Raw genomic sequence first — 25,035 nt, forward strand, 5'->3', positions numbered from 1 at the left:
GCCTCGGCGGCCATGTGGTGTCCCATGCGCTCCATCGCATAGATCAGGCCAATGAGATGGCAATCTCGTCCCCTGCAGCATCGACGACCTGGCCAACCTGGCCCGCACCCCGTCTCAAACGGATGCAGTACCTCGCCCACCAGGTCAGTGTCGATCCGCAGGGAGGCGCCGCCACATGGGCAGCCGCGAAGCAGATGCGACTGCCACGTCGGAGGCGCAGCATAGGAACTAGGAAGATCCTCGATCACCTCGGGCCCACCGATGACAGACCAGCCGGGACTCCACTGCACGAACGGGCATGCTGCTCCGTCGGGGAAGGCGGCGTCGGCGTCCAAGTTCTGCACGGCTTGTGGCGCACCGATGGTCGTCACTTGTTCGCACGGTCACGAGGTCAAGCCCGCGCCCTACTGCAGTGTGTGCGGTGTGCCATTGCCTCCCACCGGGTTGCCACCTCCCGCAGACGACACCACGGTCACGGTCACGGCTCCGGCGGTTGGCAGCCCGCCCGCAGGTGGCGGCCTCGGGGGCCGCACCGCCATGGCGGTGCCGGAGCCCCCAGGCAGGGGTCCAGCCGAAACGCCGCAGCCACCGAGCGGCCCAGACAAGCACGGGCGTGGCCCATCACCGCTCGTCATCGTCGGGGCGGTGATCGTCGCCCTCCTCATCGTTGCCGGGGCGTATTTCGGTGTCACCCAACTGACCAGCTCGGACTCCGAGAAGCCTGCGAGCACCGTGCCAACGACGTCCCCCTCACCGACCACCGACGCGACTCTCCCACCGCAGCCGACCGAGCAGTCAACCGGCTTGCCCCCGACACAACCCGCCAGCCCCACCGCGCGATCGCCATCAGCCAAGGCCGGTCCCGCGGACACCGTTGAGGCGTACTTCGCCGCCATCAACGCCGGTGACTACAAGCATGCTTGGGAGCTCGGAGGCAACAACCTCACCCGAGGTCCGTACTCGTCCTTCGTGAAGGGATTCGAAGGCACCGCCTCCGACGCTGTCACCGTCATCTCTGTTGCCGGCGACCGAGTGGAGATCGAGCTGGATGCACTACAGACGGACGGAACACACCGCCACTTCACGGGCACGTACACCGTCCACGACGGCGTCATCGTCGCAGCCGACGTCCAGCAGCAATGACCATGAAAGGAACCGAGTTACTCAATACCCGGTCCCGAGTGACCCCCTCTTCCAGGGGCGACCTTGCCAGCACCCCGCCGAGCGCGTACGCACTCGGCCGAGCCGCCGACGACTTACGGCTGGTGCAACTGGCCGCTGCCGCTCGGCGCGTGACGCGAGGAGCGAGGAGCGAGGAGCGTGATGGATGATGCCAGACGGAATGAACTGCCCGAATTGCGGCGCGTCCGTATCGCCAGCCGACGCCTTCTGCCCAGAATGCGGCCACCGCGTGGGTGAGCCCGGTCCCGGCGACGCGACCGCCACCCGTCCAGGACCCGCCCCTGCCGCGCCCTGGCCCGGATCGCCGCCCCCGCCACCCCCGCCCGCGGGTCGGCCTCCGGCGTTCGGCGCCGCGCCGCCGCATCTCGACCCGCGGCCGACACCCGCGAAAGGCTTCTTTGCGGGTCTGTTCGACTTCGGCTTCAGCACCTTCGTCACACCCAAGGTCATCAAATTCGCTTACGTGGTGATCACGATCCTCATCGGAATCACCTGGATCATCTTCATCGTTTCAGGTTTCCACAAGTCGTCGGGCGTGGGCATTCTGACACTGGTCGTCGGACTCCTGGTGGCGCTGCTCTGGCTCATCGTGTATCGGATCACGTTCGAGCTGGTGATGGTGATCTTCCGTATAGGCTCCGACGTCCACGCCATCAGGGAGCGAAGCGATCTCGACTAGGGCGCCCACAACCACACTCACTCAGACTTCGCCAGCGGAATCAGATCTACGCATGCCAGGTGGCTCCTGCCGCGAGAACGGCGGAGAATTGTCCTGCGGGGCCCCCTCCTCACGAGGAGCCGGATTTGCGACCAGGAATGCTCGCAACGTCGATACCCGCGTCCTCCCGAGGCGGACTCGTGAGCGTCCACCTCCGATGCGCCACCCGATGCGCCACCTGCTGAGCCGTCACCTGAGAGGGGGCGTCGATGCTCCCAGGAGAAGTTCTGACAGTGCGTGACCTAGGTGACGCCGCCAGGCCGTACTGGACCGCCGCCTCCACGGACGGAAGACACCTCTTGCTCGAGCCAGGCGAGTCGGCTCTGTGGACCGGCTGGGGCCAGGTCTCCGAGATCCGTCCCCAGACGTGGCAGCTTCCAGGCCCGACGGCCCTGGTCGTGACCGATCGGCGCACGGGATTCCTGACCACCGAGTTCGACGAGGGAGGCGGCTGGGCCGGCTTCGGCGTCGTGGGACTGACCGTGGCCGTGACCGCCAACATCGTCAGCAAGCATCGAGCAGCTCAGCGAAGGGCCGGCAAGGTGGCGATCGGCCAGGTACGCCATGAGTGGCTCAGCGGCATCACGCTGCGCAAGGTGAAGGGCCTTATCGGCGGCGCCACCTACCTCGACCTCAAGGTCGCAACCTCCATGGGGGTTCGAACGATCGAGTTGTCGTCGCCAGGGTTCGCCGACGAGCGCTTCGCTCACTGGCTGGCGGGCGTCGTCGCCTGGCACCGGACGTCACTGCCGGGGCCCCGGTCACCCGAGGAGGAGGAAACCCTTCGGCGGTATCAGCACGGCGGCCATGACGCCCCGCCACCAGACAGGCCAGATGATCTCGAATGGGCGTTCCCAGGGGACATCGACGCTCTCGTCGCCGGGGTTGCCCCGGCCCTCGCCGAACCGTCGAATTCAGCCGTGCCCGCAGGCTGGTATGCCAACCCGGCACACCAGCCCGGGTCACCGCGCCTCCGGTACTGGGACGGTGCTGCCTGGACCGACAGGTTCGACGGATAGCGTGCACCCACCTGTTGCACCCGCCATGGTCGTCCCGACCGCTTCTGAGCTGGGTGAACTCGAACCGCCCGCTGGCCCGCACCCAGGAAACCGGCGGTCCTGGACGAAGCGCTGCTGAGTACGTCTCTCCGGGCGTCCTCGCCCGGCCGGCAGGCTGACCCAGTTGTCCACGGCCCCAGTTGTCCACGGCCTCGTAGTACGAGTTGAAGGGCCTGGTCAGCCCGGCCCGGCTTCGCCCGGACCATCGCCAACGGCGCCGGATACTACGGCGACCTCGCTTACTCGCGGGTCACTACGTTCCCCAGTTTGCGATCGAAACCGCCAGGTCGTTCCAGCGGAAGCGCCCCAGATCCGGCGTGTTGCATCCCTTGGGCTGGAAGAACTCGTCTCCGTGCCATTCGAGGAGATCAAAGAGTGACACATCGAACCGGCATTGACTGAGGGAGGAGATGACGAAAATCCAATCCTGCGTGCCCAGAAATCCTCTGTGCACCTTACTCAAGTCTGGGTAACCCAGCCCCGCATCCACACACTTCACATCGCCCCCCTCGTTGATGTCTTCGAAGAAACATACCTGGGTGGGCAAGGAGTCGGGTGGCTGTGTACAGATCGCCTCCAGCGATGCCGCAAGTGAGGCTTCCTCGGCATCGGCATGCGTACGGCGCGCCTCCGCAAGCATCGCTTCACGATTGGTGAAGGCCCCCAGAGCCAAGGATGAATCGTAGACCAGACGCGTCATGAACAAGGGCCGCGCCACCTCTGCGTTCATACGCTCAAGATCCTCGACGAATTCCCCATCGAGAACAACAGGAACGTCCGGGTACAACTCGCGCTTGCGCCCGCTGGGCGCCGGGCGGCCTGACAACTCGGCGGCCAGCCCCGCGGGTAGCTTTTCGGGCTCTGCGCCCTCAAGGTTGCGCGCGGAGGATCCACTTTCTGCTTCTGGAAGTTTGTGCGACATCCTCACCATCTCCTCATGGTTGTGCTGGCGCACACGGAGAGGCATTTCTCATTGACGGCTCAACAGTTGACACAGGCGTGCATCTTCGGGACAGCAGGCACTTCTTCATTTCCACGCTAGTCGCCCGTGCTCGAAGTCGCCTGATCGAATTCTCTCTGGCCGCAGGCGAACACGTCCTGCAGCGTTCGCAGCCGCAGACCGGGACGGCCGGGAACAGCACACCCGGCCAGCAGCCCGCGTACCTGCGCATGCCAGTGACACCCCTGACGGGTGATCTCATCGGCCTGCGTGACCTTTCCCCTTGACGTGCCGTTGCTCTGCTCTGCGAACACGCGAAGGCCGAAGGGCATGTCATGACGTACCCAAGTGACTCACACGCCACCCCGGGCTCCGGCTGGGCCGAGCTGGTGGACTTCGCCCGTCGGCACTCGCCGTACTACCGCCGCCTGTACGAACAGGCACCCGAGCGCCCCGCGTATCTGCACGACCTGCCGATGGTCGACCCGGACGACTTCTGGGCAGCGCACCGGCGCGGGAACAGCGAGCTCCTGACCGGCCCGCACCGCGACGGCATGGTCTTCCGCTCGGGCGGTACGACCGTTCTGCCGAAGACCACTCCCCACACGCGCGAGGAGCTCCGCGCAACCATTGCCTGCACCGCCGCGAGCATGACCCGCGCCGGGCTCCGGCCCGGTGACCGGGTGGCGAACCTGCTGTCCGTCGGCGGCATGTACCTGAGCTTCCTCCACGTCACCTACTCATTGCGCGAGTGCCCGACCCCCCTCGTCGAGCTGCCCATCGCCAGCCACACCGACCTGGACAGCATCGCCCGGATCCTGCGGGAGCAGGCACCCACCGTCATCTGCGCCACCACCACGCCAAGGACGAACTCCTCGTCCGCGTGGCCGCGCAGGTCGCCGACCCCGCCGCCTGCACCCTCGCCTTGCACGAGCACCTGCAAACCAGCCACGTCCCGCACCGCGACCTCGTCGCCGGTGGCCTGATCCACCCCGTCGCGGTGGAATGGACCACCGTCGATCAGCTGCACCTCAATCCCCACACCAGTCGCATCGTGCCCGTCATCGACGAACGCGACCCTCGAGGAGCTCCGGAACAACAAGCTGCACGGCACTGAGGCGAATGCTCGTCGGCCAGGCCCCACCGGCTCGTCACCTCCTGCACCGACCTGGTGTCCGGATCCCTCTCTTTCGCCCAGCCGGGACACATCAGCACAATGCACGGCTGGGAGGGGTGGACGTGAACGGATCGGAACAAGCGGACAGGGCAGCGCCCCGCTCGGCAGCCGGCCTGCCGTTGCTGCGGCTGTACGACGCCGTACTGCTGGATCTCGACGGCGTGGTCCGCGTGGGCTCCCGTCCCGTGCCGCATGCCGTGCCCGTGCTGCGCGGGCTGCGGGACGCCGGACGACGCACCGCCTACGTGACCAACAACGCCAACCGTCCCCCCGCCGATGTGGCAGCGGACCTGCGGCGTTGGGGCCTGGCTGTGGCCGAGGAGGAGGTGGTGACATCGGCAGAGGCTGCCGCGCGCCTCGCGGCCGACCGGTGCCGCCACCTCGCGCCTGTCCTCGTCATCGGCTCGCAGGCGCTGCGGACGGCGGTCGCCGCACACGGGCTCCGGCCCGTGGCGTTCGAGCGGGACGGCCCCGCCGCCGTGGTCCAGGGGTTCGCACCGACGGTCTCCTGGCAGGAGCTGGCCGAGGCGGGGCACGCGGTGGCGCGGGGCGTGCCCTGGATCGTCACCAACACCGACCTGACCGCGCCCACCCCCCGGGGAACCGTGCCCGGCAACGGTGCCTTGGTCGCCGTGGTGCAGGCCGCCACAGGAGCGGAACCAATCGTAGCGGGCAAGCCCTCACCCCCGTTGCTCCGCGAAGCCGCGCGGCGTGCCGGCGCCCACCGGCCGCTGATGGTCGGCGACAGCCTGGACACCGACGTCCAGGGCGCCCACCGTGCCGGATACGACAGTCTCCTTGTCCTTACCGGCCGGACGCGGCCGGCCGACCTGTTCGCCGCACCACCCCACCTCAGGCCCACCCATCTCGGACGGGACCTGCGAGCGCTGTGCGCGCCGCCGCTGGTCACCGACCGGCGGGCGGAGGGCTGGTGGTGCCAGGGCTGGTACGCCCGCGTCGAGGACGGTGTCTTGCTGTTGGAGGGAAGCGGCGACACCTGTGCCGGACTGCGGGCGGCCTGCGCGGCCGCCTGGTCGGCGGCGCCCTCGCTGCCGGACCCGTTCCGGGCCCTGGCGATGCTCGATGCCTGAGCCGACCGCTGAGCGCTCCGCGGGAAGTGCCGCGATCCACCGTCGATCGTCTGCGGCACCTTCGTGGCTGGTCGCGCCGTTCCCCGCGCCTCTTTGGGGCGCCGCCGAACCGTTGCCGGCTCCACCAGCCCCGCTCAGACGAACAGTTGGGAACCGGGCCGGCCGAGCAGCCGCACCACTTCCGATGTGGTGTAGCCCCGCTCGAAGTGCCGCGGACCGGACAGCATCAGTGACACCAGTCGGTGCAGCGTCGAGGCGTACTCCTCCGTCGTGCCCTCCCAGCACGTCGCATCCAGCATCCATGGCGGCGTGTCCGGGGACAGATCCGCCTTTCCCTCCTGCATCAGGGACTTGGACAGCTTGGCGCCGGACGCGGACAGGATGACGGGCGTGAAGACGCGGGCCGGCGGAAGAACGCTGCCCGGGAAACAGAGGAATGCCTCGTCCAGCAGGCGGCAACCCGCCGCCCAGTCCGCGCCTTTGACGATGACCGGCAGGGCGGCGTCCCGGTCAGCCAGCCGCTCCTTGACGACATTACGGTGCAGCGTGGTGAGCCCGACGTACGCGTCCCCGTCCGGCCGTACCTCGACCTCGTAGCGTTGGTGGTCGAGGCAGACGGCGGTGAACCGCGCCCGGCTGCCGTCGACGGCCAGCAGTTCGGTGTCCTCGCCGTGCTTCTGCAGCCAGCCGCACCGCGGGCACGGGAAGCTGATGGGCACGCGCCCGCTGGACGGGGCGAGTGACCAGCGCAGCCGGTCCCATTGGGCGAGTGAGGCAAGGAACTCCTCACGGAAGGCGGGCACCTGCTGTTGTTGCGTGTACGTCTCGACGGTGTACGGCACTCCGGTCATGGCGGTGAGCGCGTCGAACAGACCGCCGTAGAACCGTTTCACCAGCTCCTCGATCGTGGCCGGACCGACCGCGTGATGGTACGAGCGTGTGTACAGGGTGCCGGTGCGCGGGCAGACGCGGATCTCGTAGGGGGCGTTGTCGAGTGCGCCGAAGCGGAGTTCGGCGTGGACGCCGAGCCGGTCACGGGCCGCCTCGGCCAGCAGGAAAGCCGCCGTCTGCATGACGCCGGTACCGAGATGCGGCGCTCCGTTGATCTGCACTCCCGCGTACACAGCCACCCGCGCGGCCGCACGAGCGCGCAGGTGGGGCCTGATGAAGTCGACGCTGTGTTCGACGGCGCCCACGGTGACGCTGACGGGAGAGACGGGCTCGGCGGGCTCCGGTGCCGGAGGATCGGACAAAGGCATGAGGCGGGCTCCCTGGGCGGGGGGTTACCAGTGGTGACGTGCGGTTGCGGGGGGCAGGTCCAGGACGCGTACGGGCCAGGGGTACGGCATCTCGCCCGGTGCGTCGAGGTTCTCCAGCCGGGTGGTCGTGGACCGGGCCGCGCTGTGCAGGAGGTCCATGAGCTCCTTGGCGCCGACCGGCCGGACGTCGCTGTCCTCCCGGCGGCAGGCCAGACCGACGACGAAGTAGGCGAGCGGGTCGGGGCCGGCACGCCACAGGACGGCCTCCCCCTCTTCTTCCAGGGCCAGGACGCGCTCGGGATGACGCCGGGTGAAGTCGCCGAACGGAAGCGGGCAGAGTGTGACGGCGGCGATGCGGTAACCCGCCTCGGTGATTACGGCGACCGCGTGCCGGGGCGTCGAGTAACTGCCGATGGTGAGGCCGAGATCGGCGCCGAGGGCCTGGGCGTGCCCGGTGACCGCTCCGGCCCACTTCAGGCCGTCGGCCCCACCGCTGATCGAGGGGCGAGCCTCGTCCACTTCCGGGGGAAGCGGCACATAGGCGGGATTGCTGGTGACGACGAGGGGCTGCGGAAGCGGACCGGAGGCTGTGGCGAGAAGCTGCTGGGCGCTCATGAGCGCGAAGTCGCCCAGAGCGAAGGTGACCCTGCCGTCACTGGGAGGGGAGGCGTAGTGAGTCCGGGCGTAGCGCAGGGTCTGCTCGCCCGAGTCGATGCCGTGGACGCGGGCCGCACCCGCCCGGGCCATGGCGGCCGCGGCGGCTCCGCTGCCCGAGCCGAGGTCCAGCACGGTGCCTCCGCCGCCGGGCGGCAGCAGATCGGCGGCGACCCACACGCCGATCTCGGTGTCGACCGGTTCGAAGAAGACCTCCGGTTCCCCGGGCGGCTTCAGATCGTGCGGCGTCAGGTGGGTGTAGGCGGTGACCCTTGAGATGTGCGGCATGGCGTGCTTCGCTCCTTGTGGGAGTTGGAAGTTGGGAGCCCGGGTGGTCGCGTCAGCGGGGCCACAGCCCGACGGTGTGCTCCGGAACGGCCATGGCGCTGGGCAGTCTCATCGCCGCTCGTGTCCAGGCCAGGGATCGGGGGCCCTCCAACACCTTTCCGGCGACCTCCTCGCCGCGGTGGGCGGGCAGGTCGTGCGGGAAGACGGCGTCCGGATACCTGCGCTGCGGCGCGTCGGTCACGACCCGGCACACGTCGGCCTCGGCCGCGCACCCCCGTACGGCCGTACGGTCCAGGAGGTGCAGTTCCTCGGTCACGAGCCGTCCCCATTTCCTTCGTCCAGCAGGCCCGCCGCGTGGAAGGCACTCTGGGCGCCGTCGACCGCGAGCACTCCTGTCTCCTCGAAGAGCCGCAGGGCGTGCCGCGCCGCCGTGCGCATCCCCCGCTCGCTCTCGGCCTGCGGATAGGAGTCCCGGAGCACGTCCTCCACCTGCGCGGCACCGAGCCCCGCGACGGTCAGCGTGGCTCGCACCGGGCGCAGGTCGGGCAGCAGGCTGGAGCGGATCAGTCCCGGCAGACAGCGGGCGATGCGCACCCGCTGCGAGCGCGACTGCTGTGCCCACAACTCCCTGAAGAACCTGGAGAAGAAGGCGTGGTGCCAGCCCTCGTCCCGGGCGTGGTCCCGTACGGTCTGCCGGACCACGCCGAGCACCCGCTCGTCCTTGGGCACCTCGTTGAGGATGGCGGTGACGAGCGTTTCGAACACGACGACCTGCAGCAGCTGCGCGAGCACGGGCTGACCCGGCAGGGCCTCCATGCCTATCGTGTCGAGCCGTTCCCGGAAGGGCGTGAATTCGTACGGCACAGGTTCGATGCCGGAGGCGTCCGCGATCTGCCGGACGACGTCGAAGCTGTACAGCGCGTGATAGCCCTCGTCGCAGTAGATCCGGAAGGCGTCGAGCCTGGTGTCCGCGGTGCTGTCGACGCCGCAGCCGCCCGTGGCGATGAGGTGGGTGGCACGGTTGACCACCTGGGTCTCGAAATGCGTCGTGAAGCCCAGATACTGGAAAAGGTGCCGGGCGGCCAGCGCCTCCTGCGCCTCCGCGGGCAGCGCACGCACCAGCGGGTGAGCGCCGTAAGGGATGAGGGCCGGAGGAAAGTACAGCCGTCCGGTGCGCAGTTCGTCGCGCAGCAGCCGACGCGGGTCCCTGCGCACGCCCGCCTTCGCGTACCAGTCCCGCTCGCCGCTGTCCGTGTTCACGAGCCTGCCTCCTCGGTCACCGGGTCGGCCGACTCGCCGACGGGGAGGACCCTGACGCCCGGCACCACAGCGTGCCCGGTGATGCCGTGCGCCCTGCGCCATGCGGCGGAGTAGACCGTGTCGAGGTACCGATCCGCGCCGTCGGGGCACAGGCACGCGGCGCTGGTGCGCCGGGCGTCGGCCCGGAACAGGCGCAGCGCCGCCGCCACGAGGGCACCCGCACTGGCGCCGACGCCGATCCCGGTGGTGTCGCGCAGCCACAGACAGACCCTGACCGCCTCCGCCGGGTCGACGTACACCGTGGGCCGGTGGCCGTCGGGGAGAAAGACCGAGGCGCGGCTGGAGCCGATGCCGGACAGCAGACGGGGGCCGACCGAGCCGCCCAGGGCCGCCGACCCGGCCGCGTCCACCCCGATCAGCTCCCAGTCGGCGCCCGAGGTGGCCGCGTACCGTCGGAAGCCGGCGAGGGTGCCGCCGGTGGACACCGCGACCAGTACGCTCATCCGCTCCCCGTGTGTCTGCCAGTGCAGCTCGGGCGCCGTGCCGGCCTCATGGGCGGCCGGATTGGCCGGGTTGGCGTACTGGTTGGGCCATACCAGCCCCGGCTGGGCGTCGAGCATGCTCTGCACACGAGCGAGACGGTTGAGGAGATAGCCGCCGGCCCCGTCCGGGGTGTCCACAGCGACGACGCGGGCCCCCAGAGCGCGGATGTCGTACAGCAGCGCCACACTGGCGCGCGGGTCCACCACCGCGGTGAACGGGACACGGTGGGCGGCGGCCAGTGCGGCCAGGGCCAGGCCGAGGTTCCCGGACGTGGATTCCACGAACCCCACACTCGGATCCACCCGGTCGGCGACGTCCCGCCACAGCGCCAGTGCCGTGCGTCCTTTGATGGATCCGTACGGGTTGCGGCCCTCCAGCTTCAGCCACAGCCGTCGCGGTGTGCCGGCCACCTCGACGCCCAGCCGCACCACCGGCGTCGGAGCGAGACCGTCCCCCGGTGACCAGGTCATAAGGCCGTGCCGATGCCGGTCGCCTCCTGCCACACGTACGCGGCAACCTGGGCGTGTGTCGCGTACCAGACGTCGCCACGGGCGGCGATGTGGTCCAGCAGTTCCTCCAGGACCACCATCCGGGAGCGGTGCCCGATGACGTGCGGGTGCATGGTGAGCTGGAAGAGGCCGCCGTCCGCGTGGGCCGCGTCGAACTCGTCCCGCCACAGGGGGATCAGCTGCCGGGGCGGGGTGTAGGGACGTACGGCCGTGTAGCGGTCCATGTTCAGGTACGCGGCGTCGTCACGGATCCACTCCGGGGGGATCTCCACCACGCCCGTGGCTTCGCCGTACGCCAGCAGCTCGTACGGATCGTCGTCCGCCATGAGGGAGGAGTCGTAGAGGAGTCCCAGCTCGCGGGTGATGTCCAGGGTGCGCTCACTGAAGTCCCAGGAGGGTGTGCGGATGCCCACGGGCCGCCGGCCGGTGACGCGTTCCAGGGTGTCCGCACACCGGAAGGCCAGGTCCCGCTCGTGCTTGTACTCCAGCTCCATGTTGCGCTCATGGATCCAGCCGTGGACGGCGACCTCGTGACCGGCCTCGACGTAGCCGCGGGCCTCGTCCGGACGCAGCAGGGCGCACACCGCTGGCATGAAGAACGTGGCCGGCACGGCGTGTCGCGCCAGCAGGCGCAGGATGCGGGGTACGCCGACGCGGGCGCCGTACTCGCCCTGCGACAGCTTGCCGGGTGTGACCTCGCCCTCCCGGAGCGGGATGGTCTCGTGGTCGGAGTCGAAGGAGAGCGCCACCGCGCAGCGGGCGCATTCGGGCCAGGACGCGGGTTTGAGGCTGCGCCCGGCACGCACCCGGTCGACGTGGGGCCGCCATTCGGCCTCGCCCCATTCCCACGGGCGTCCAGGTGTCGCTCCCGCGGACGCAGACATCGCCATGGATCGGTCCTCACCATCGCTCGGGTTCGCGGGCTGTCTCGGTCGAGCATGTCAGCGCGTCGGCCCCCGGTCAGCAGACGGAATCCGCCATCCTGTCCAGCAGGCGGTGTGTCCTGATTCCGTCGGCCGAGGCGGACGGGGTCTGTCCAGTGCCGCCCCGTGGTCTCTACGGTGAGGGAGTACGGCCTCCTCCCGTGACGCCGCCGCGGGCCGCGCCGCCATGGGCCGGGCCCGGGAAGGAGAACGGCTGCATGACACCTCCGCCTCGGGCTCCGCACCGTGCACGGGACGCCGTTCTGTCACGGCAGCCCCTCGGGTCCCCCGCAGACCCGTCTCTGCTCGACGAGGCCCGTCGGCTGGCCCCCGAAGCCGTCGCCCTGCGCCGCGCGCTGCACCAGGGTCCGGAGGAGGGCCTCGACCTGCCGGACACGCAGGGCCTGCTGCTGGGCGCCCTCGACGGACTCGGCCTGGAGATCCGCAGCGGCCGCACGCTCACGTCCGTCACGGCGGTCCTCTCCGGGGCGGCCGACGGCCCGACGATCCTGCTGCGCGCCGACATGGACGCGTTGCCGGTCACCGAGGAGACCGGCCTGCCGTTCGCCTCACGGACCCCCGGGCTGATGCACGCGTGCGGCCATGACGCTCACATGGCGATGCTCGTGGGCGCCGCACGGCTGCTCGCCGAGCGGCGCGAACAGATCGCCGGACGCGTGGTGTTCATGTTCCAGCCCGGTGAGGAGGGACATCACGGAGCCCGCCACATGATCGAGGAGGGTGTCCTGGAGGTGTCCGGACGCAGAGCCGACGCCGCCTTCGCCCTCCATGTCCACCCCAATCTGCCCGCGGGCGCACTGCGGTTGCGCCCCGGCCCGCAGCTGGCCGCCTCCGACCGGTTCCGGGTCCTCGTCCGTGGCCGCGGCGGCCACGCCTCCGCGCCGCACACGACGTGCGACCCGGTACCGGTGGCATGCGAGATCGTGCTGGCGCTGCAGACGATGGTCACTCGCAGTTTGTCCGCGGATGACAAGGCCGTGCTCAGCGTGACCCGCCTGGCCGCTGGTACGGCCGCCGGCATCATCCCGGACACCGCGGAGCTGGGCGGCACTCTGCGCACCCTGTCCGAGCCGATCCGGAAGAAGTTGCACGAGAGGATCATCAGGGTCGCCCAGGGGGTGGCCGCGGCTCACGGAGCGCGGGCCGAGGCGACCGTCGAGCCGGGCTACCCGGTCACGGTCAACGACCCCGGCTTCACCGACTTCGTCCTTCGTACGGCAGCGGGCGCGCTGGGGACGGAGGCGGTGGACGTCCTGACGGCCACGCAGATGACAGCGGAGGATTTCGCCTACGTCCTGCGGGCCGTCCCCGGCGCCCTGGCCTTCCTCGGCGTGTGCCCGCCCGGCCTGGAACCGCACGAGGCCCCGTCACTGCACTCGCCCCGCGCGGACGTGGACGAGAACGTGATCGCCTCGGGCATCGCCTGCCATGCGGCCGTGGCGCTCGCGTTCCTCGCGGGAGGCGGACCGGAGCCCGTCCTCGCGGGAGGCGGACCGGAGCCCTCGCCATGACGGCCACCGAGGTACGCGCCGCTCTCCCCGGCGACCTCGACCAGGTCGAGGGCCTGTGGCTGGAGGCGAGCCGCTGGCTGGCCGGGCGCGGCCTCGACCAGTGGCAGTACCCGCCGCGCCGATGGCGCATGGAGGAAGCGATCGAGGCGGGCGACTGCTACCTCGCCTTCCGCGACGGCAGCGCCGTCGCCACCATCACCGTCCACGAGCGTGCCGACCCTGAATGGTGGAGCGAGGACGACCCCGCATCGGCCCTCTACGTACATGACCTCGCAGTGAGCCGGGCGGCCGCCGGCCAGGCACTGGGCGCACAACTGCTGGACTGGGCAGGCACGTTGGCGTACCAACGGGGCAAACGCCGGCTACGGCTGGAAGCGTGGAAGACGAACCACCTGCTCCACCGCTACTACCTGGACCAGGGTTTCGAACTCCTGCGGATCGTGAACCTGCCGCACCGCAACTCCGGGGCCCTCTTCCAAAGAGCCGCTTCCCCCGAGACGACCCTGCGCCCGGTCAAGTCCCCTGAGGCAATGGAGAGCCGACGATGACGACCACCGTGCGCCCCGCCGACGCCGGGGACTTGTACCCGACCCGCACCCCGGACGCCACAGCCCCGTTCCCGCGCCGGCACCCGGTCGTCTGGAACGTGAACGCGGACGGCCCCGTGTCCTCCGCCCGGCTCGACGCCTACGACCGCGACGGCTGCCTGCACTTCGATTCGCTGCTGTCCGAGGAGGAGACGACCGCCTGCCTGGAAGAGACCGAACGCCTGAGGGCCGACCGCTCCCTGCGCATGTCGGGACGGGTGGTGCCGGAACCCGACGGCGACGGGATCCGCTCGGTGTTCGAGGTGCATGCGCTGAGCGATACGTTCCGCCGGGTCGTCCAGTCCGCCATGCTCGCCGGGATCGCACGCCAGATCCTGGGCTCGGACGTGTACGTCCATCAGACCAGGGTGAATCTGAAGTCGGCGTTCACCGGCTCGGGCTTCGGCTGGCACTCGGACTTCGAGACCTGGCACTCCGAGGACGGCATGCCCGCGCCGCGCGCACTCAGCCTGTCCATCGCCCTGACCGAGAACGCCCCGTACAACGGCCCGCTCATGATCATCCCCGGGGCACACCGCACCTTCGTCCCGTCCACCGGCCAGACGCCTCCGGGATACCACCACACATCCCTTCAGGGAAAGAACCTCCCAGCCGGCCCGGCGAATCGCGCCGCGGTCGCGGCTCTGGCCCGCGAACTCGGCATCCGCCAGTTCACCGGCCCGGCGGGCTCGGCGGTCGCCTTCGACTCCAACAGCCTGCACGCGTCCGCCCCCAACGTTTCGCCCTTCCCGCGCACCAACCTCTTCGTCGTCTACAACAGCGTCGTCAATGCGATCGGCACGCCGTACGCGGCACCGCGCGCACGCCCGACCTATCTGGCGAGCCGCACTTTCACCCCGGTACCGGTACCACCCCGTCCGGCCGCCTGACTGCACGCCGCTCCCCCGGCCCGACGGCTGACCCCGGGGTGCGGGCGCCCCCCACCGCCCGCGCACCGCCTCGCCTCTGCCGAAGCGGAGGGCGTCCTGTATCACCCGACACCCCGAGCCGCCAGCACGCTCTGGTTCTAACGCCCGACCCGGCGCTTCGAAGCCACTCGCCGGGCGAGCAGGTCCCTCGGCCACGGCCCCGTGACCAGGGCGAGGAGTGCGAGCCCGCAGCCGATCCACAGCACGCTCGTGGTCGTCAGCGACTCGACCACCAGCCCGCCGAGCAGGGCGCCCAGGGCGATGGAGAGGTTGAACATCGAGACGTAGAGCGAGGAGGCGGCCTCCGTCGCTCGGGGTTCCACATCGAGAATCCAGGTTTGGAGCGTGACCGGGACCGCGCCATAGCCGAGGCCCCACAACACGAGCGCTCCCACGGAGACCACGCCACCGGCGGACGTCAGGGCGAGCAGCACCATGGCCGCAGTAAGGACCATGGCCACAGTGCCGATGGTCTGCCGCAGTCGCCTGGCGACCAGGGCACCCGCGGCGAAGTTCCCGACGATCCCGGCCAGACCGAAGACCAGCAGGAGCAGGCTGGTGCTGCTGTCACCGACGCCACGCTCGTGCAGGAGTGGGCGGATGAACGTGTACGCGATGAAGTGGCCCGTGATGATCAGGAATGTCAGGGCGATGCCCAGCCGCACATCGGAGTTGGCCCTGAATACCGTCGGCAGGTCCCCGAGCCTGAGGGTGCGCTGCGCAGGCAGATCCGGCAGCAGGAGGACCATACAGATGAGGGCCAGCAGCCCCAGTGCGCCGACGGCCGCAAACGCGGTGCGCCAGCCCGTGAGGTCACCGATGAACGTGCCGGTGGGCACACCGAGAACAGAGGCGGTCTCAACACCCCCGAAGATCAGGGCGGTTGCCCGCGGAACCTGGTTCTCCGGAACGAGCCGCAGGGCGATGCCCCCGGCGATCGACCAGAAGCCGCCCACGCTGATGCCGATCAGGAAGCGGGCCGCGAGGACCAGGGTGAAGTCGGTGGCGAACGCGGACGCGAGGTTTGCCGCCCCGACGAGTCCGACGAGGAGGACCAGCACCATGCGGCGGTCGAAGCGGCCGGTGGCCACGGTGACCAACGGCGCCGAGACCGCGGCGACCAGCCCTGGGACGGTCACCATGAGCCCGGCCGTGCCCGCGGACACGTCCAGGTCGCTGCCGACCGGGGTGAGCAGGCCCACAGGAAGCAACTCGGAGGTCATCAGCGAGAAGATGCCCAGCGTCACGGCGAGGACGGCGAGCCAGCCCTTCACAGGTGAACGCCGTTCCGCGGAAGGTGGATTGTCGACGATGGAGGTCATGACGGTGTCGGCCGTCCTTTCGGGCGCGGGCGCGGGTGAGGCAGGAGTCCGGGAGCGAGCCGGCGGCGGACATGCCACGGGCGGTGGCAGGCCTCGCGGCGGCCACCGCCCGTGGTCAGGAAGGAAGTTGTGGCACTCGTACGTCTCGCACGTACGGAACGGGGTCCGGCGGAAGGGGACTACTCGGTCCCCGGGGTCTTGCGCGTGGTGACGTTCATACGGTTCCAGGCGTTGACCGTGAAGATGAGCGCGATGAGCTGGGCCAGCTCCCGCTCCGCGAAGTGCTGAGCGGCCTCGTCGTACACGGCGTCCGGGACACCGTCGGGCAGCCGGGTGACCGCCTCCGTCAGGGCGAGCGCAGCGCGCTCCTTGGCGGTGTAGAGGCTGGACTCCTCCCAGCCGCTGAGCTGGTAGACGCGATCCTCGCTCTCCCCCGCCTTTCGGGCGTCACCCGTGTGGTAGTCGATGCAGTACGCACACCGGTTGATCTGTGACGCGCGGATCTGTACGAGTTCGAGCAGCACCGGGTCGAGGCCCTGGCGGGCGGCGGTGTCCAGGGCGAGGACGGCTTTGAAGACCTTGGGAGCGACGGAGCCGAAGTTCATGCGCTGCGGAATCTGAACTGTTGTCATGCCTTGAACCCTAGGAGCGGATTAGCCCACCGGTATGGTGCATTCTCATGTCGAATCGTTGGGGCAATTCTGCTGACGAGCGTGACCCCCTGGCTCCAGGCGCGGGCGCTGGAACGCCCTCGGGAGGGGAGCCTGAAGTGGTTGCGGGGGCCGACTTTCACCTGGAGCTCACCGGCGAAGGCACCCTGCGTGAGCAGGTGATGCGGGCGCTTCGCCACGCCATCGGCTCCGGCCGCCTGCCGCCCGGCACCCGCTTGCCTCCGTACCGGAGTCTGGCCAGGGATCTCGGCATCGCCCTCAATACCGTCGGCGAGGCGTACGGCGAACTGGTCGCGGAGGGCTGGCTCACGGCCCGCCAGGGGTCGGGCACCCGGGTCGCCCAGCGCAGCACACCGCTGCCGCCGGACCGCTCGCGCCGATCGGCCCCGCCGGTCCGTCACCCCGCCTTCGACCTGATGCCGACCTCACCGGATGCCGCCGCGTTCCCCAGGTCGGCCTGGCAGACCTCGTCGCGGCGGGCGCTGAACGCGGCGCCCAACGACGCGTTCGGCGTGGGCGATCCGCGGGGCCGCGTCGAACTGCGTACCGCGCTCACGGAATACCTGGCCCGGGCCCGGGGTGTGCACACCTCACCCCACCGGATCGTCATCTGTGCCGGGTTCGCTCATGCGCTGAGCATGCTCGGTCAGGTTCTGAAGGGCGAGGTGGCAGTCGAGTCGTACGGACTGGACTTCCACCGCTCACTGCTGGCCGCGGCCGGGCGCCGCACCATCCCGCTCTCCGTGGACGCGCGGGGAGCCGTGATCGATGAACTGTCGACGACGCCTGCGGGAGCGGTACTCCTCACTCCCGCCCACCAGTTCCCCACCGGGGGACCACTGCACCCGGAACGCAGGGCCGCTGTGGTCGACTGGGCCCGGGCGAACGGGGGCCTGGTGATCGAGGACGACTACGACGGCGAGTTCCGCTACGACCGCCAGCCGGTCGGCGCCGTACAGGGTCTGGACCCCGACCGCGTCGTCTACATCGGGTCGGTCAGCAAGAGTCTGTCGCCCGCGCTCCGCATCGGCTGGATGGCGGTGCCGGACCACCTCGTGGGCGACCTTCTCGCGGCCAAGGGGCCCCGCGAACTGTGGACCGGGGCCTTGGAACAGCTCGCCCTCGCCGACTTCATCGCCTGCGGCGCGTACGACCGGCACCTGCGCCGCATGCGGCTGAACTACCGGCGCCGACGCGACCAACTCGTCGCCGCCCTGCGGGCGAAGGCGCCCCACATCGGGATCGGTGGTATCGCCGCCGGGCTCCACGCCGTCCTCGACCTCCCGCCGGGCACGGAGTCGGCCGCCGTACGCGCGGCATCCCGCCAGGGACTCGCCCTTGACGGCCTGGCCGCCTACCGCCACCCCGACAGTGACATGCCGCCTCGCGACGGCCTCGTCATCGGGTACGGAACTCCGCCCGACCACGCCTTCGAGAGTGCCTTGCGAGCCCTGTGTCTGGCCCTGCCGGACCCTGTGTGAGGCGTTGCGCGGCGGCGACCCCGGGCCGGGGCCGCCGCCGCGCGATGTCCATAGGGCGCCCGACCGCCGCTGGGCCGTGGACCGGTCAGTAGGGGGACGCCGCGTTCTGCTGCGCCCAGCTCTTCTCGGCGGCCGAGCCTTCCGGGGGCGGCACCATCCCGTTGATCATCCAGAGGTCCCTGCTGGTCTCGTCGACGTGGAACTCCCAGTGCAGCCCCGCGTGTTGGGCGAGGTGGGGCTGGAGAATGCCCCGGATCCACTGGGCCGTTCGGCGGCGGGTCTCCTGGTCGGGGTTGCGTCGGGCGATGTGGTCGATGGCGATGCGGACACCGGCCGGGGTGGGTTCCCCGCCGACGTAGAAGTCCACGGCTTGCACCTCCTGGAACAGGGTCACCACGTAGAAACGGGGCAGCCCGACCTTTTCGTAGTGGTCGGTGATGCGGGCAGCGAGCTGGCTCTTGTCGTGGTCGGTGAAGATTCCGGGGGTGTGGTGAATCGTCCACAGTGGCATGGCTGTTCGGTACTCCTGGGGTCGTGGGTGGTGGGGTGCCGGTGTGGGGAGTCAGCCCGCGGCTGAGAAGGTGAGGTGTTCCACGGGGCCGGAAAGTGCCGCTTTGACCTTGACGGTGACGTCGTCCGCGAGCACTTCCGTCTCCCCGGCCTCAAGGCCGTCGACGATCCGCGCGGCGACCTCGGCGGGTTTGGCCTTCGGCCGTTCGATGGCGGCGACCATGTCGGTGTCGATGAAGCCCGCGTGGACACCGACGACCTGCGTGTTCTGGGGTGCCAGTTCGAGTCGGAGCGAGTTCGTGACCGACCACGCCGCGGCTTTCGACGCCCCATAGGCGCCGCTGCCGGCCAGCCAGGACAGCACGGAGTGGATGTTGACGAACGCGCCCCCACCGGTGGCGGCCAGGATCGGCGCGAACGCCCGCGCGATCCGCAGCGGTCCGAAAACGTTGACGTCAAACGTCTCGATGGCGTCCTCCAGGTCACCTGTCAGCAATGCGGCCGGGAGCAGGACACCAGCGTTGTTGAACACGATCTCGGCGTCCGCGGCGACCTGCGCGAAGGCGGCGACCGACTCGGCCGAGCGGACCTCGAGCCGGGTTGTGACCACCTCGGGACGGCCATCGATGTACGCGGAGCGAGCGGTGGAGTACACCTTTCGGGCGCCGCGCGCCAACAGTTCGTCCACGAGCGCCGCGCCGAGTCCCCGTCGGCCGCCGGTCACCACAGCCACCTTGCCTGCTACCGCAACCATCACATTCCTCCATCTGAGTAACGTTGTCGTTAGCTAGACGGAACCACGACCGCGCTGGGTAACGCAAGCGTTAGTTACAATGCCGATATGGCGATGGATTTCGAGGAACGACTGCGTGACCGGGACGTCTGGTCGATCGGCGACGGATGCTCGGCGGAGCGGGTGCTGGGTCTGCTGAGCACCAAGACGGTGTTCCTGGTCATCCGCGAATGCTTCTACGGCACGACCAGGTTCGAGGACTTCGTGACGCGGATCGGAACCTCCGCACCCGCGGTGTCGCGGGCGCTCAAACAGCTGGAATCCGCACAGGTCGTCGCGCGTGTCCCCTATCAGGAGGCAGGCAGCCGGGCCCGCGACGAGTACCGGCTGACCGCGGCCGGCGAGGACCTGCTGCCAGTGTTTCTGTCACTGATGCAGTGGGGCGACAAGTACCTCCAGGGGGGCCGCCCACCCCTCTCGTTCGTCGAGGCCGACACCGGCCGCGCCATGAGAGTCCGCGTGACCGCCGCGTCGGCGCCGGAGGCGACGTCCGACGCCATAGAGATCCGGCTGAACCCCGCGTGGCAGGGCGACCAGTGACTTGAGTCGTAGCCGTATCCGCAGTGTCCGGCCAGTTCGGAGCGTTTGACCGTCCCGCGGGAGGCCACGCACGGCAGCGGGGTGGAGTCGATCAGTCGCAGATCGTCGCGCCAGGCGGGCAGGCCCGTTCCTCAGGACAACCCCGAACCGGGCATCTCACGTCCCGGGCCGTCCAGCCACGACGAACGGAGACGTCAAACACACCGCCCGCGCCGACAGGGTGGATGCGCTGATCAACAATGGCGCCCGCTATCTGAAAGGTCCCAATCTGTGGGACGCGGACGACGCCGCGATCAGCGGATCCACTCCAGCAGCAGCGCTCCGCGCCGGTGCGGACGAGATCGGCGGCAGACTGGACACCCCACCCGGTCCCCCTCAGCGTGCCGTACGCGCGTGCCCGGGGCACCTGTCGCCGCATTCGCCCCGCCTGCCCGCTGAAGACGACAGCTATGGTGACATGGGGAATCGAAAGTGCCGGAGCTGGCGGAGGCAGGAAGTGTCGGACGAAGGACGGCTGATCGCCGGGCGATACCGGCTCACCGAGCAGATCGGCCGTGGCGGCATGGGCGCGGTATGGCGTGTACAGGACGAAATCCTGGGCCGCCAGGTCGCTCTCAAGCGGCTGCATGTGCAGCCGCACCTGTCCGACGACGAGCGCGCCACGCTCTACGAGCGCATGCGCCGTGAGGCGCGCAGCGCCGCCCGCATCGTGCACCCCAACGTGGTGGTCGTCCACGATGTCGTGGACGACGGTGGGCAGCCCTGCATCGTCATGGAGTACGTACGGGCGCTCACGCTCAGTGACATCCTCAAGGAGAGCGGGGCACTCCCGCCCGAGGAGGCGGCCCGCATCGGCCTGGGCATGGTCGCCGCACTGCGGGCCGCACACACCGCCGGTGTGCTGCACCGCGACGTCAAGCCGGGCAACGTCATGATCGGCGCCGAGGGCCGTGTCGTGCTGACGGACTTCGGCATCGCCATGACCGCCGACGCCTCGACCCTCACCAAGACCGGCGAGATGGTGGGCTCCATCCACTACATGGCACCGGAACGCATACGCGGCCAGAAGCCCGGACCGGCCTCGGACCTGTGGTCACTGGGCGCGACGCTGTACCAAGCGGTCGAGGGCCATCCCCCGTTCCATCGGGTTACCGCGATGGAGGCCGCGTACGCCATCGCCGTCGATCCACTGGAGCCCACGAAACAGGCCGGGCCACTGACACCGCTGATCGAAGCCCTCCTGTCCAAGAACCCGGAGGACCGCCCGTCGGTGGAGCAGACCGAGCAGTTCCTGCGCGCTGCGCAGTCGGGGCACACTGCCGGGCACACCCCTCAGTCCGGGCACACTGCTCAGTCCGGTCGATCGACTGGATCGCCTGGAACGACCGGGGCGACGACGATACTGCCCCCAGCACCCGCCGCGGCCCGGTCCGCCGGCCAGGACGGCGAGGCCACGGCCCGGACCTCCCTCGCCGCCCCGGCCCGGGCATCCGACGGAGAGCCGACTCCGCCGGGCCCCACCCCGACCGGCGGCGGCCGCGAACGGCGCCGGAGCCGCAAGAGCCGCGTCCTCGTGTCGACCGCCGTTGCCGTGACGGCAGCGGCCACGGCCATCACCGGCGCGATCTACGCCACATCGGACCGCGGCACGGACACCCCCGACACCGGCGCCGACAACGCCCACCATTCCGCTCCGCCGTCGTCCCCACCATCGCCCGCGCCCCAAGGCTTCCACCAGGTCAGCGAGGAGAAGCTCGGCATCTCCTTCCCCGTGCCGGACGGCTGGAAGGTCAGCAAGCGGACGGATGACACGGTCACCTACGTCGACAAGTCCGGACTGGTCGGCATCACGATCGGGATGGTGGACCCCGCGGGTTCGAGCCCCATGGCCCACTTCAGGGACATCGAAGCCAACACGAAGCTCAACTACTCCGTGTACCGCAGGCTGCGCATGCAGCAGACGACCTTCCGGGAACAGCCGGCCGCGGTGTGGGAGTTCACCTTCCAGGGGCGGGAACGCCTGTACCGCGCCATCGACCTCGGCTTCGGCCGCGCGGGCGGCCGGGAGTACGACCTCTACCTCTCGGCGCCGGACACGGAGTGGTACAGGCACCGCCCCGTCTTCGACACTCTCAAGGCCGGATTCACCACGCCTGGTCACTGATTCCACCGTTCGAGCCACGACCTGGCGAGCTCGTCTTCCTGGACACCCAGAACGAAGCCGTCAACAGCTACTAGACCACGCCGCCACATCGGACCCCCCTCGGCGCCCCGTCCCCCGTTGCGGACGTGACACCGCTTCGCGGCGCGGCAGCCCTCCTCAGTAGGTACAACTCGGCCATGTGGAACGTTGACACTTTGGTGCGAGAGCATTGCGCAGCGGGTCAGTTCACATGGTTCGCCCTTGGACAGTTGCTGTTCCAGATCGCCTACCAGGGGACCTACGCGGGTACGTCCCCGGGCGGCGACAGAGGTCTCAGCGACCAACGCGACGCCTTGTTCCACCTTGCCGACGGTCTGGAGCTTCCCGCCACACTCCGGGGAGGACTGCAAAGGTTCGCACGGATGCCTGCCGACGTGGCCATGGACGGGCACCTGGTGGAAGAGGCACGCAGGCTTGCGAGGGTTGTCCGCACCTTCCTTGTCCCCTGAGCTTGTCTCACTGGGTCGCTCAGCTCACCGACGCCCTGCTGTGCAGGGACGAGCCGGTCAGGGCACTGGTCGACCTCGCGCTCGCGCCTGAACACCGCCGCGGACACGGAGCCCTCTACGGCGGATTGAACAAGGGACGCCTGGACGTTGACCGGTTGCGGCGGACGAATGCCGGGCTTCCGCTGCCGAAGGCGACGGACGGCCGCCTGATCCTGGCAGTCGACGTCTCGCCGTGGCTGCGGCCGGACGCAGCCACCTGCCCGGACCGCTCCTTCTGCCATACCTACGGCCGGGGCGAGGCCAAGCACCAGATGATCCCGGGCTGGCCGTACTCGGTCGTGGCCGCACTGGAGACGGGGCGCACTTCCTGGACCGCGGTGTTGGATGCGATCCGCCTTCAGCCTGGCGTCGACATCGCCGCCGTCACCACCGGCCAGGTGCGCGAGGTCGTCGAGCGGCTTATCGCCGCCGGGCAGTGGCACGAGGGCGACCCGGAAATCCTGGTGGTGTGTGACGCCGGGTACGACGCACCGCGCATCGCGCACCTGCTGGCCGGGCTGCCCGTCGAGATCCTTGGCCGCCTGCGCTCGGACCGGGTGATGCGGCGGCCGACACCACCGCGCGTCTACGATCCCAAGGGGCGCGGGGAACTGCGCGACCAGCCCACCACCGGCCCGCAGGCAAAAGGGAGCGGGCACCCCGGAACCCCGCCCGCGGCCGACCGCCCAAGCACGGCGGCGAGTTCGTCTTCGGTGATCCCAGCACCTGGAGCACCGAACAGGCTGTGACGACCACCGACACCCGGTTCTACGGGAAGGCGACCGCGCAAGCGTGGGACCGCCTGCACCCGCGGCTCACCCGCCGGGCGGCCTGGCTCGACCACGACGGACCGCTGCGCAGGGAAAGCGACATCAAAACTCGTCGCGATGGATCACGCAGAAACGCGCCTAGCGACGCCCCAACACGCTGCAAAACGACTCTCGTTGAGGCGCTCTGGCCCACTTCGCGGCTCGCGTACACAGGGTGACTGTTGATCTTCGTTTCATGGTGGTTTCAGCGGTCGTAGGCGGTCAGTGCGCGCATGACTGGCCGGCCGCGCAAGAACCTGACTCCCCTCATCAGGCCGCGTTGGAATCGGTCATCTAGGCTGGCGCGGTGACTGATGAGCAGGAGTGGGTGCAGCCGTCGGGAGTGTGGGCTACGGCGGTGGGGGTGGCCAGGGTGCGGGCGCTGGAGACCGAGCGGGAGAACGCGCTGTTCCGCGACCCACTGGCACAGGCCTTCGCCGCCGCCGGCGGCCTGTGGCCCTCTTCGCCGCCGCTGCCCGATGACGAGGCCGCGCGGCGCCGCCGGCTGGGCGTGTCGTTCTCCATCGTCATCAGGACGAAGTTCCTCGACGACCTGTTGCAGCAGGCCTCCGCGTCCGGGGTCCGGCAGGTCGTGCTGCTCGGCGCCGGCATGGACAGCCGGGCCTTCCGGATGGACTGGCCCGAGGGCACCCGGCTGTTCGAGGTCGACACCGCCGCGCCACTGGACTTCAAGGCTTCGGTGCTGCGCCAGGAGCAGGCCGTCGCACGCTGCGAGCGGATCACCGTCGCGGTGGATCTGCGTGAGGACTGGCCAAGCGCGCTGGCCGCCGCAGGGCACGACCCGGCCGTCCCGACCGCGTGGATCGCCGAAGGACTACTGATCTATCTGCCCGAGGACGCGGTGGAACTACTGCTGGCCCGGATCAGCGCGCAGTCGGCGGCAGGCAGTCGGCTGGGGCTGACATTGGGCTCGCGCGGCGTGATCGAGCGCTTCGGCGCAGACGCCGCGCCGGGATCAGCGGCGTCCATGTGGGTCTCGGAGATGCCCGACGATCCGGTGGGCTGGCTTGCCGGGCACGGCTGGGAGGCCGACAGCCACACCCTGCGCGAGCGCGCTGCCGCCTACGGCCGCCCGATCAGCACCCCGCCGCAGCGCGAGGAGCAGCCCGGCGGACTGATCTCGGCGGTCCGCCGGTAGAGCGCTTCCCGGTTTGCTAGATGATCGATTTCCAGGGGCCGATGAGTGGAGCCAGGTTCATGCGCGGCCAGCCTGCCCGAAAACCGCCTGGCTGGAGGGTGGTGTGGTCGACAGTGCAGGGCATCCTGTACGTGCTGCGCAAGAACATCTCCTGGCAACTGCCGTCCCTGGAGCTGCGGTTCGGCGCGCACCAGAACTGCTGGCGGCAGCTGGAGCGGTGGCCGCTGCGGCCGTGCGAGCCATCCTCGGGCCCCGGTCACGGAACCGCTGTGACCGGAGCCCGAGGATCAGCTACCGCGGAAGGTGCCGACCGCCGCTAGGGCCTGTCGTCAAATTCCCGTCGTCGCCCGAAGGGCGGTCCGGCGGCGTCTGGTGCGTGCTCTCGGCGCGCCGGGCGAGAGCCCTCGTA

At 69.8% G+C, this 25,035-nt stretch carries 24 protein-coding genes and 2 pseudogenes; 14 read left to right on the top strand and 12 right to left on the bottom strand.

Going from position 1 to position 25,035, the window contains the following annotated elements; all coding sequences use genetic code 11:
• Window positions 1-645: 645 nt before the first annotated feature.
• From AB0G17_RS34290 to AB0G17_RS34300, 3 genes are all read left to right on the top strand, one after another.
• Window positions 646-1,143: a hypothetical protein gene (locus AB0G17_RS34290; RefSeq protein WP_361391109.1), complete on the top strand. Its 498-nt coding sequence runs from the start codon at window positions 646-648 to the stop codon at window positions 1,141-1,143.
• A gap of 184 nt (window positions 1,144-1,327) precedes the next feature.
• Window positions 1,328-1,861, top strand: coding sequence for a DUF4282 domain-containing protein (locus AB0G17_RS34295; protein ID WP_361391113.1), 534 nt, complete (start codon window positions 1,328-1,330; stop codon window positions 1,859-1,861).
• A gap of 437 nt (window positions 1,862-2,298) precedes the next feature.
• Window positions 2,299-2,919 carry a DUF2510 domain-containing protein gene (locus AB0G17_RS34300; protein ID WP_361391116.1) on the top strand — a complete coding sequence of 207 codons (621 nt, stop codon included), beginning with the start codon at window positions 2,299-2,301 and terminating at the stop codon, window positions 2,917-2,919.
• Between the two features lie 292 nt (window positions 2,920-3,211).
• Here AB0G17_RS34300 and AB0G17_RS34305 read toward each other — a convergent pair whose 3' ends face one another.
• Entirely contained in the window at window positions 3,212-3,913 is a 702-nt protein-coding gene (locus AB0G17_RS34305) for a hypothetical protein (protein ID WP_361391119.1), read from the bottom strand.
• A 320-nt stretch (window positions 3,914-4,233) separates the two neighbouring features.
• Here AB0G17_RS34305 and AB0G17_RS34310 point away from each other — a divergent pair, with 320 nt between their 5' ends.
• Together AB0G17_RS34310 and AB0G17_RS34315 are read left to right on the top strand one after the other, a co-directional pair.
• A complete protein-coding gene (locus tag AB0G17_RS34310) occupies window positions 4,234-4,884 on the top strand; it encodes a hypothetical protein (protein ID WP_361391122.1) in 651 nt (216 codons plus the stop codon).
• A gap of 253 nt (window positions 4,885-5,137) precedes the next feature.
• Window positions 5,138-6,166, top strand: coding sequence for an HAD-IIA family hydrolase (locus tag AB0G17_RS34315; protein ID WP_361391125.1), 1,029 nt, complete (start codon window positions 5,138-5,140; stop codon window positions 6,164-6,166).
• 134 nt (window positions 6,167-6,300) lie between these two features.
• Here the strand turns inward: AB0G17_RS34315 and AB0G17_RS34320 are convergent, their stop codons facing one another.
• Genes AB0G17_RS34320 through AB0G17_RS34345 form a run of 6 tightly spaced genes read right to left on the bottom strand, consistent with a single transcriptional unit; the run spans window position 6,301 to window position 11,563 of the window.
• Window positions 6,301-7,425: a hypothetical protein gene (locus AB0G17_RS34320; protein WP_361391128.1), complete on the bottom strand. Its 1,125-nt coding sequence runs from the start codon at window positions 7,423-7,425 to the stop codon at window positions 6,301-6,303.
• A gap of 24 nt (window positions 7,426-7,449) precedes the next feature.
• Window positions 7,450-8,367, bottom strand: a complete 918-nt coding sequence (locus AB0G17_RS34325) for a methyltransferase domain-containing protein (protein ID WP_361391131.1) — start codon at window positions 8,365-8,367, stop codon at window positions 7,450-7,452.
• Window positions 8,368-8,419: 52 nt separating this feature from the next.
• Window positions 8,420-8,683 (bottom strand): hypothetical protein, encoded by a 264-nt coding sequence (locus tag AB0G17_RS34330; protein WP_361391134.1) that lies wholly within the window; start codon window positions 8,681-8,683, stop codon window positions 8,420-8,422.
• Window positions 8,680-9,627, bottom strand: a complete 948-nt coding sequence (locus AB0G17_RS34335; RefSeq protein WP_361391137.1) for a diiron oxygenase — start codon at window positions 9,625-9,627, stop codon at window positions 8,680-8,682. The genes AB0G17_RS34330 and AB0G17_RS34335 overlap by 4 nt, the downstream gene beginning before the upstream one ends.
• On the bottom strand, window positions 9,624-10,640 hold the full coding sequence (locus tag AB0G17_RS34340) for a pyridoxal-phosphate dependent enzyme (protein ID WP_361391140.1): 1,017 nt from the start codon (window positions 10,638-10,640) through the stop codon (window positions 9,624-9,626). Before AB0G17_RS34340 ends, AB0G17_RS34335 begins: the two co-directional genes overlap by 4 nt.
• Entirely contained in the window at window positions 10,637-11,563 is a 927-nt protein-coding gene (locus AB0G17_RS34345) for a polysaccharide deacetylase (RefSeq protein ID WP_361391182.1), read from the bottom strand. The genes AB0G17_RS34340 and AB0G17_RS34345 overlap by 4 nt, the downstream gene beginning before the upstream one ends.
• Before the next feature lie 257 nt (window positions 11,564-11,820).
• Between AB0G17_RS34345 and AB0G17_RS34350 the strand changes: the two genes are divergently transcribed.
• The 3 genes from AB0G17_RS34350 to thpD are packed head-to-tail and all read left to right on the top strand — an operon-like array spanning window position 11,821 to window position 14,611.
• Complete coding sequence (locus AB0G17_RS34350; RefSeq protein ID WP_361391143.1) at window positions 11,821-13,134, top strand: M20 family metallopeptidase; 1,314 nt, start codon at window positions 11,821-11,823, stop codon at window positions 13,132-13,134.
• Window positions 13,131-13,682, top strand: coding sequence for a GNAT family N-acetyltransferase (locus AB0G17_RS34355; protein ID WP_361391146.1), 552 nt, complete (start codon window positions 13,131-13,133; stop codon window positions 13,680-13,682). Before AB0G17_RS34350 ends, AB0G17_RS34355 begins: the two co-directional genes overlap by 4 nt.
• On the top strand, window positions 13,679-14,611 hold the full coding sequence (thpD, locus tag AB0G17_RS34360; RefSeq protein WP_361391149.1) for an ectoine hydroxylase: 933 nt from the start codon (window positions 13,679-13,681) through the stop codon (window positions 14,609-14,611). Before AB0G17_RS34355 ends, thpD begins: the two co-directional genes overlap by 4 nt.
• Before the next feature lie 137 nt (window positions 14,612-14,748).
• Here thpD and AB0G17_RS34365 read toward each other — a convergent pair whose 3' ends face one another.
• Complete coding sequence (locus AB0G17_RS34365) at window positions 14,749-15,972, bottom strand: MFS transporter (RefSeq protein WP_361391152.1); 1,224 nt, start codon at window positions 15,970-15,972, stop codon at window positions 14,749-14,751.
• A 179-nt stretch (window positions 15,973-16,151) separates the two neighbouring features.
• Window positions 16,152-16,604, bottom strand: a complete 453-nt coding sequence (locus tag AB0G17_RS34370) for a carboxymuconolactone decarboxylase family protein (RefSeq protein ID WP_361391155.1) — start codon at window positions 16,602-16,604, stop codon at window positions 16,152-16,154.
• A 47-nt stretch (window positions 16,605-16,651) separates the two neighbouring features.
• Between AB0G17_RS34370 and AB0G17_RS34375 the strand changes: the two genes are divergently transcribed.
• Window positions 16,652-18,124 carry a PLP-dependent aminotransferase family protein gene (locus tag AB0G17_RS34375; RefSeq protein ID WP_361391158.1) on the top strand — a complete coding sequence of 491 codons (1,473 nt, stop codon included), beginning with the start codon at window positions 16,652-16,654 and terminating at the stop codon, window positions 18,122-18,124.
• Between the two features lie 85 nt (window positions 18,125-18,209).
• On the opposite strand, the gene AB0G17_RS34380 is transcribed toward AB0G17_RS34375, so the two are convergent.
• Together AB0G17_RS34380 and AB0G17_RS34385 are read right to left on the bottom strand one after the other, a co-directional pair.
• Window positions 18,210-18,635, bottom strand: coding sequence for a tautomerase family protein (locus AB0G17_RS34380; RefSeq protein ID WP_361391161.1), 426 nt, complete (start codon window positions 18,633-18,635; stop codon window positions 18,210-18,212).
• Window positions 18,636-18,686: 51 nt separating this feature from the next.
• On the bottom strand, window positions 18,687-19,388 hold the full coding sequence (locus AB0G17_RS34385; protein ID WP_361391164.1) for an SDR family oxidoreductase: 702 nt from the start codon (window positions 19,386-19,388) through the stop codon (window positions 18,687-18,689).
• A gap of 87 nt (window positions 19,389-19,475) precedes the next feature.
• Here AB0G17_RS34385 and AB0G17_RS34390 point away from each other — a divergent pair, with 87 nt between their 5' ends.
• Window positions 19,476-19,967, top strand: coding sequence for a helix-turn-helix domain-containing protein (locus tag AB0G17_RS34390; RefSeq protein ID WP_361391167.1), 492 nt, complete (start codon window positions 19,476-19,478; stop codon window positions 19,965-19,967).
• On the opposite strand, the pseudogene AB0G17_RS34395 reads toward AB0G17_RS34390, so the two are convergent.
• Window positions 19,964-20,083: pseudogene (locus AB0G17_RS34395) on the bottom strand (IS982 family transposase); the annotation flags it as partial. The gene AB0G17_RS34390 and the pseudogene AB0G17_RS34395 sit on opposite strands and share 4 nt — an antisense overlap.
• Window positions 20,084-20,463: 380 nt before the next feature.
• Between AB0G17_RS34395 and AB0G17_RS34400 the strand changes: the two are divergent.
• The 4 genes and pseudogenes from AB0G17_RS34400 to AB0G17_RS34415 all read left to right on the top strand — a co-directional run bounded on the left by AB0G17_RS34400 (window position 20,464) and on the right by AB0G17_RS34415 (window position 24,946).
• On the top strand, window positions 20,464-22,131 hold the full coding sequence (locus AB0G17_RS34400) for a serine/threonine-protein kinase (protein ID WP_361391170.1): 1,668 nt from the start codon (window positions 20,464-20,466) through the stop codon (window positions 22,129-22,131).
• 502 nt (window positions 22,132-22,633) lie between these two features.
• Window positions 22,634-23,508, top strand: a pseudogene (locus AB0G17_RS34405) (transposase); the annotation flags it as partial.
• A 266-nt stretch (window positions 23,509-23,774) separates the two neighbouring features.
• A complete protein-coding gene (locus AB0G17_RS34410) occupies window positions 23,775-24,626 on the top strand; it encodes a class I SAM-dependent methyltransferase (RefSeq protein ID WP_361391173.1) in 852 nt (283 codons plus the stop codon).
• 101 nt (window positions 24,627-24,727) lie between these two features.
• Window positions 24,728-24,946, top strand: a complete 219-nt coding sequence (locus AB0G17_RS34415) for a hypothetical protein (RefSeq protein ID WP_361391176.1) — start codon at window positions 24,728-24,730, stop codon at window positions 24,944-24,946.
• Window positions 24,947-25,035 lie beyond the last annotated feature (89 nt).

It is taken from the genome of Streptomyces sp. NPDC023838 (genome assembly GCF_040639555.1).
Lineage (GTDB): Bacteria > Actinomycetota > Actinomycetes > Streptomycetales > Streptomycetaceae > Streptomyces.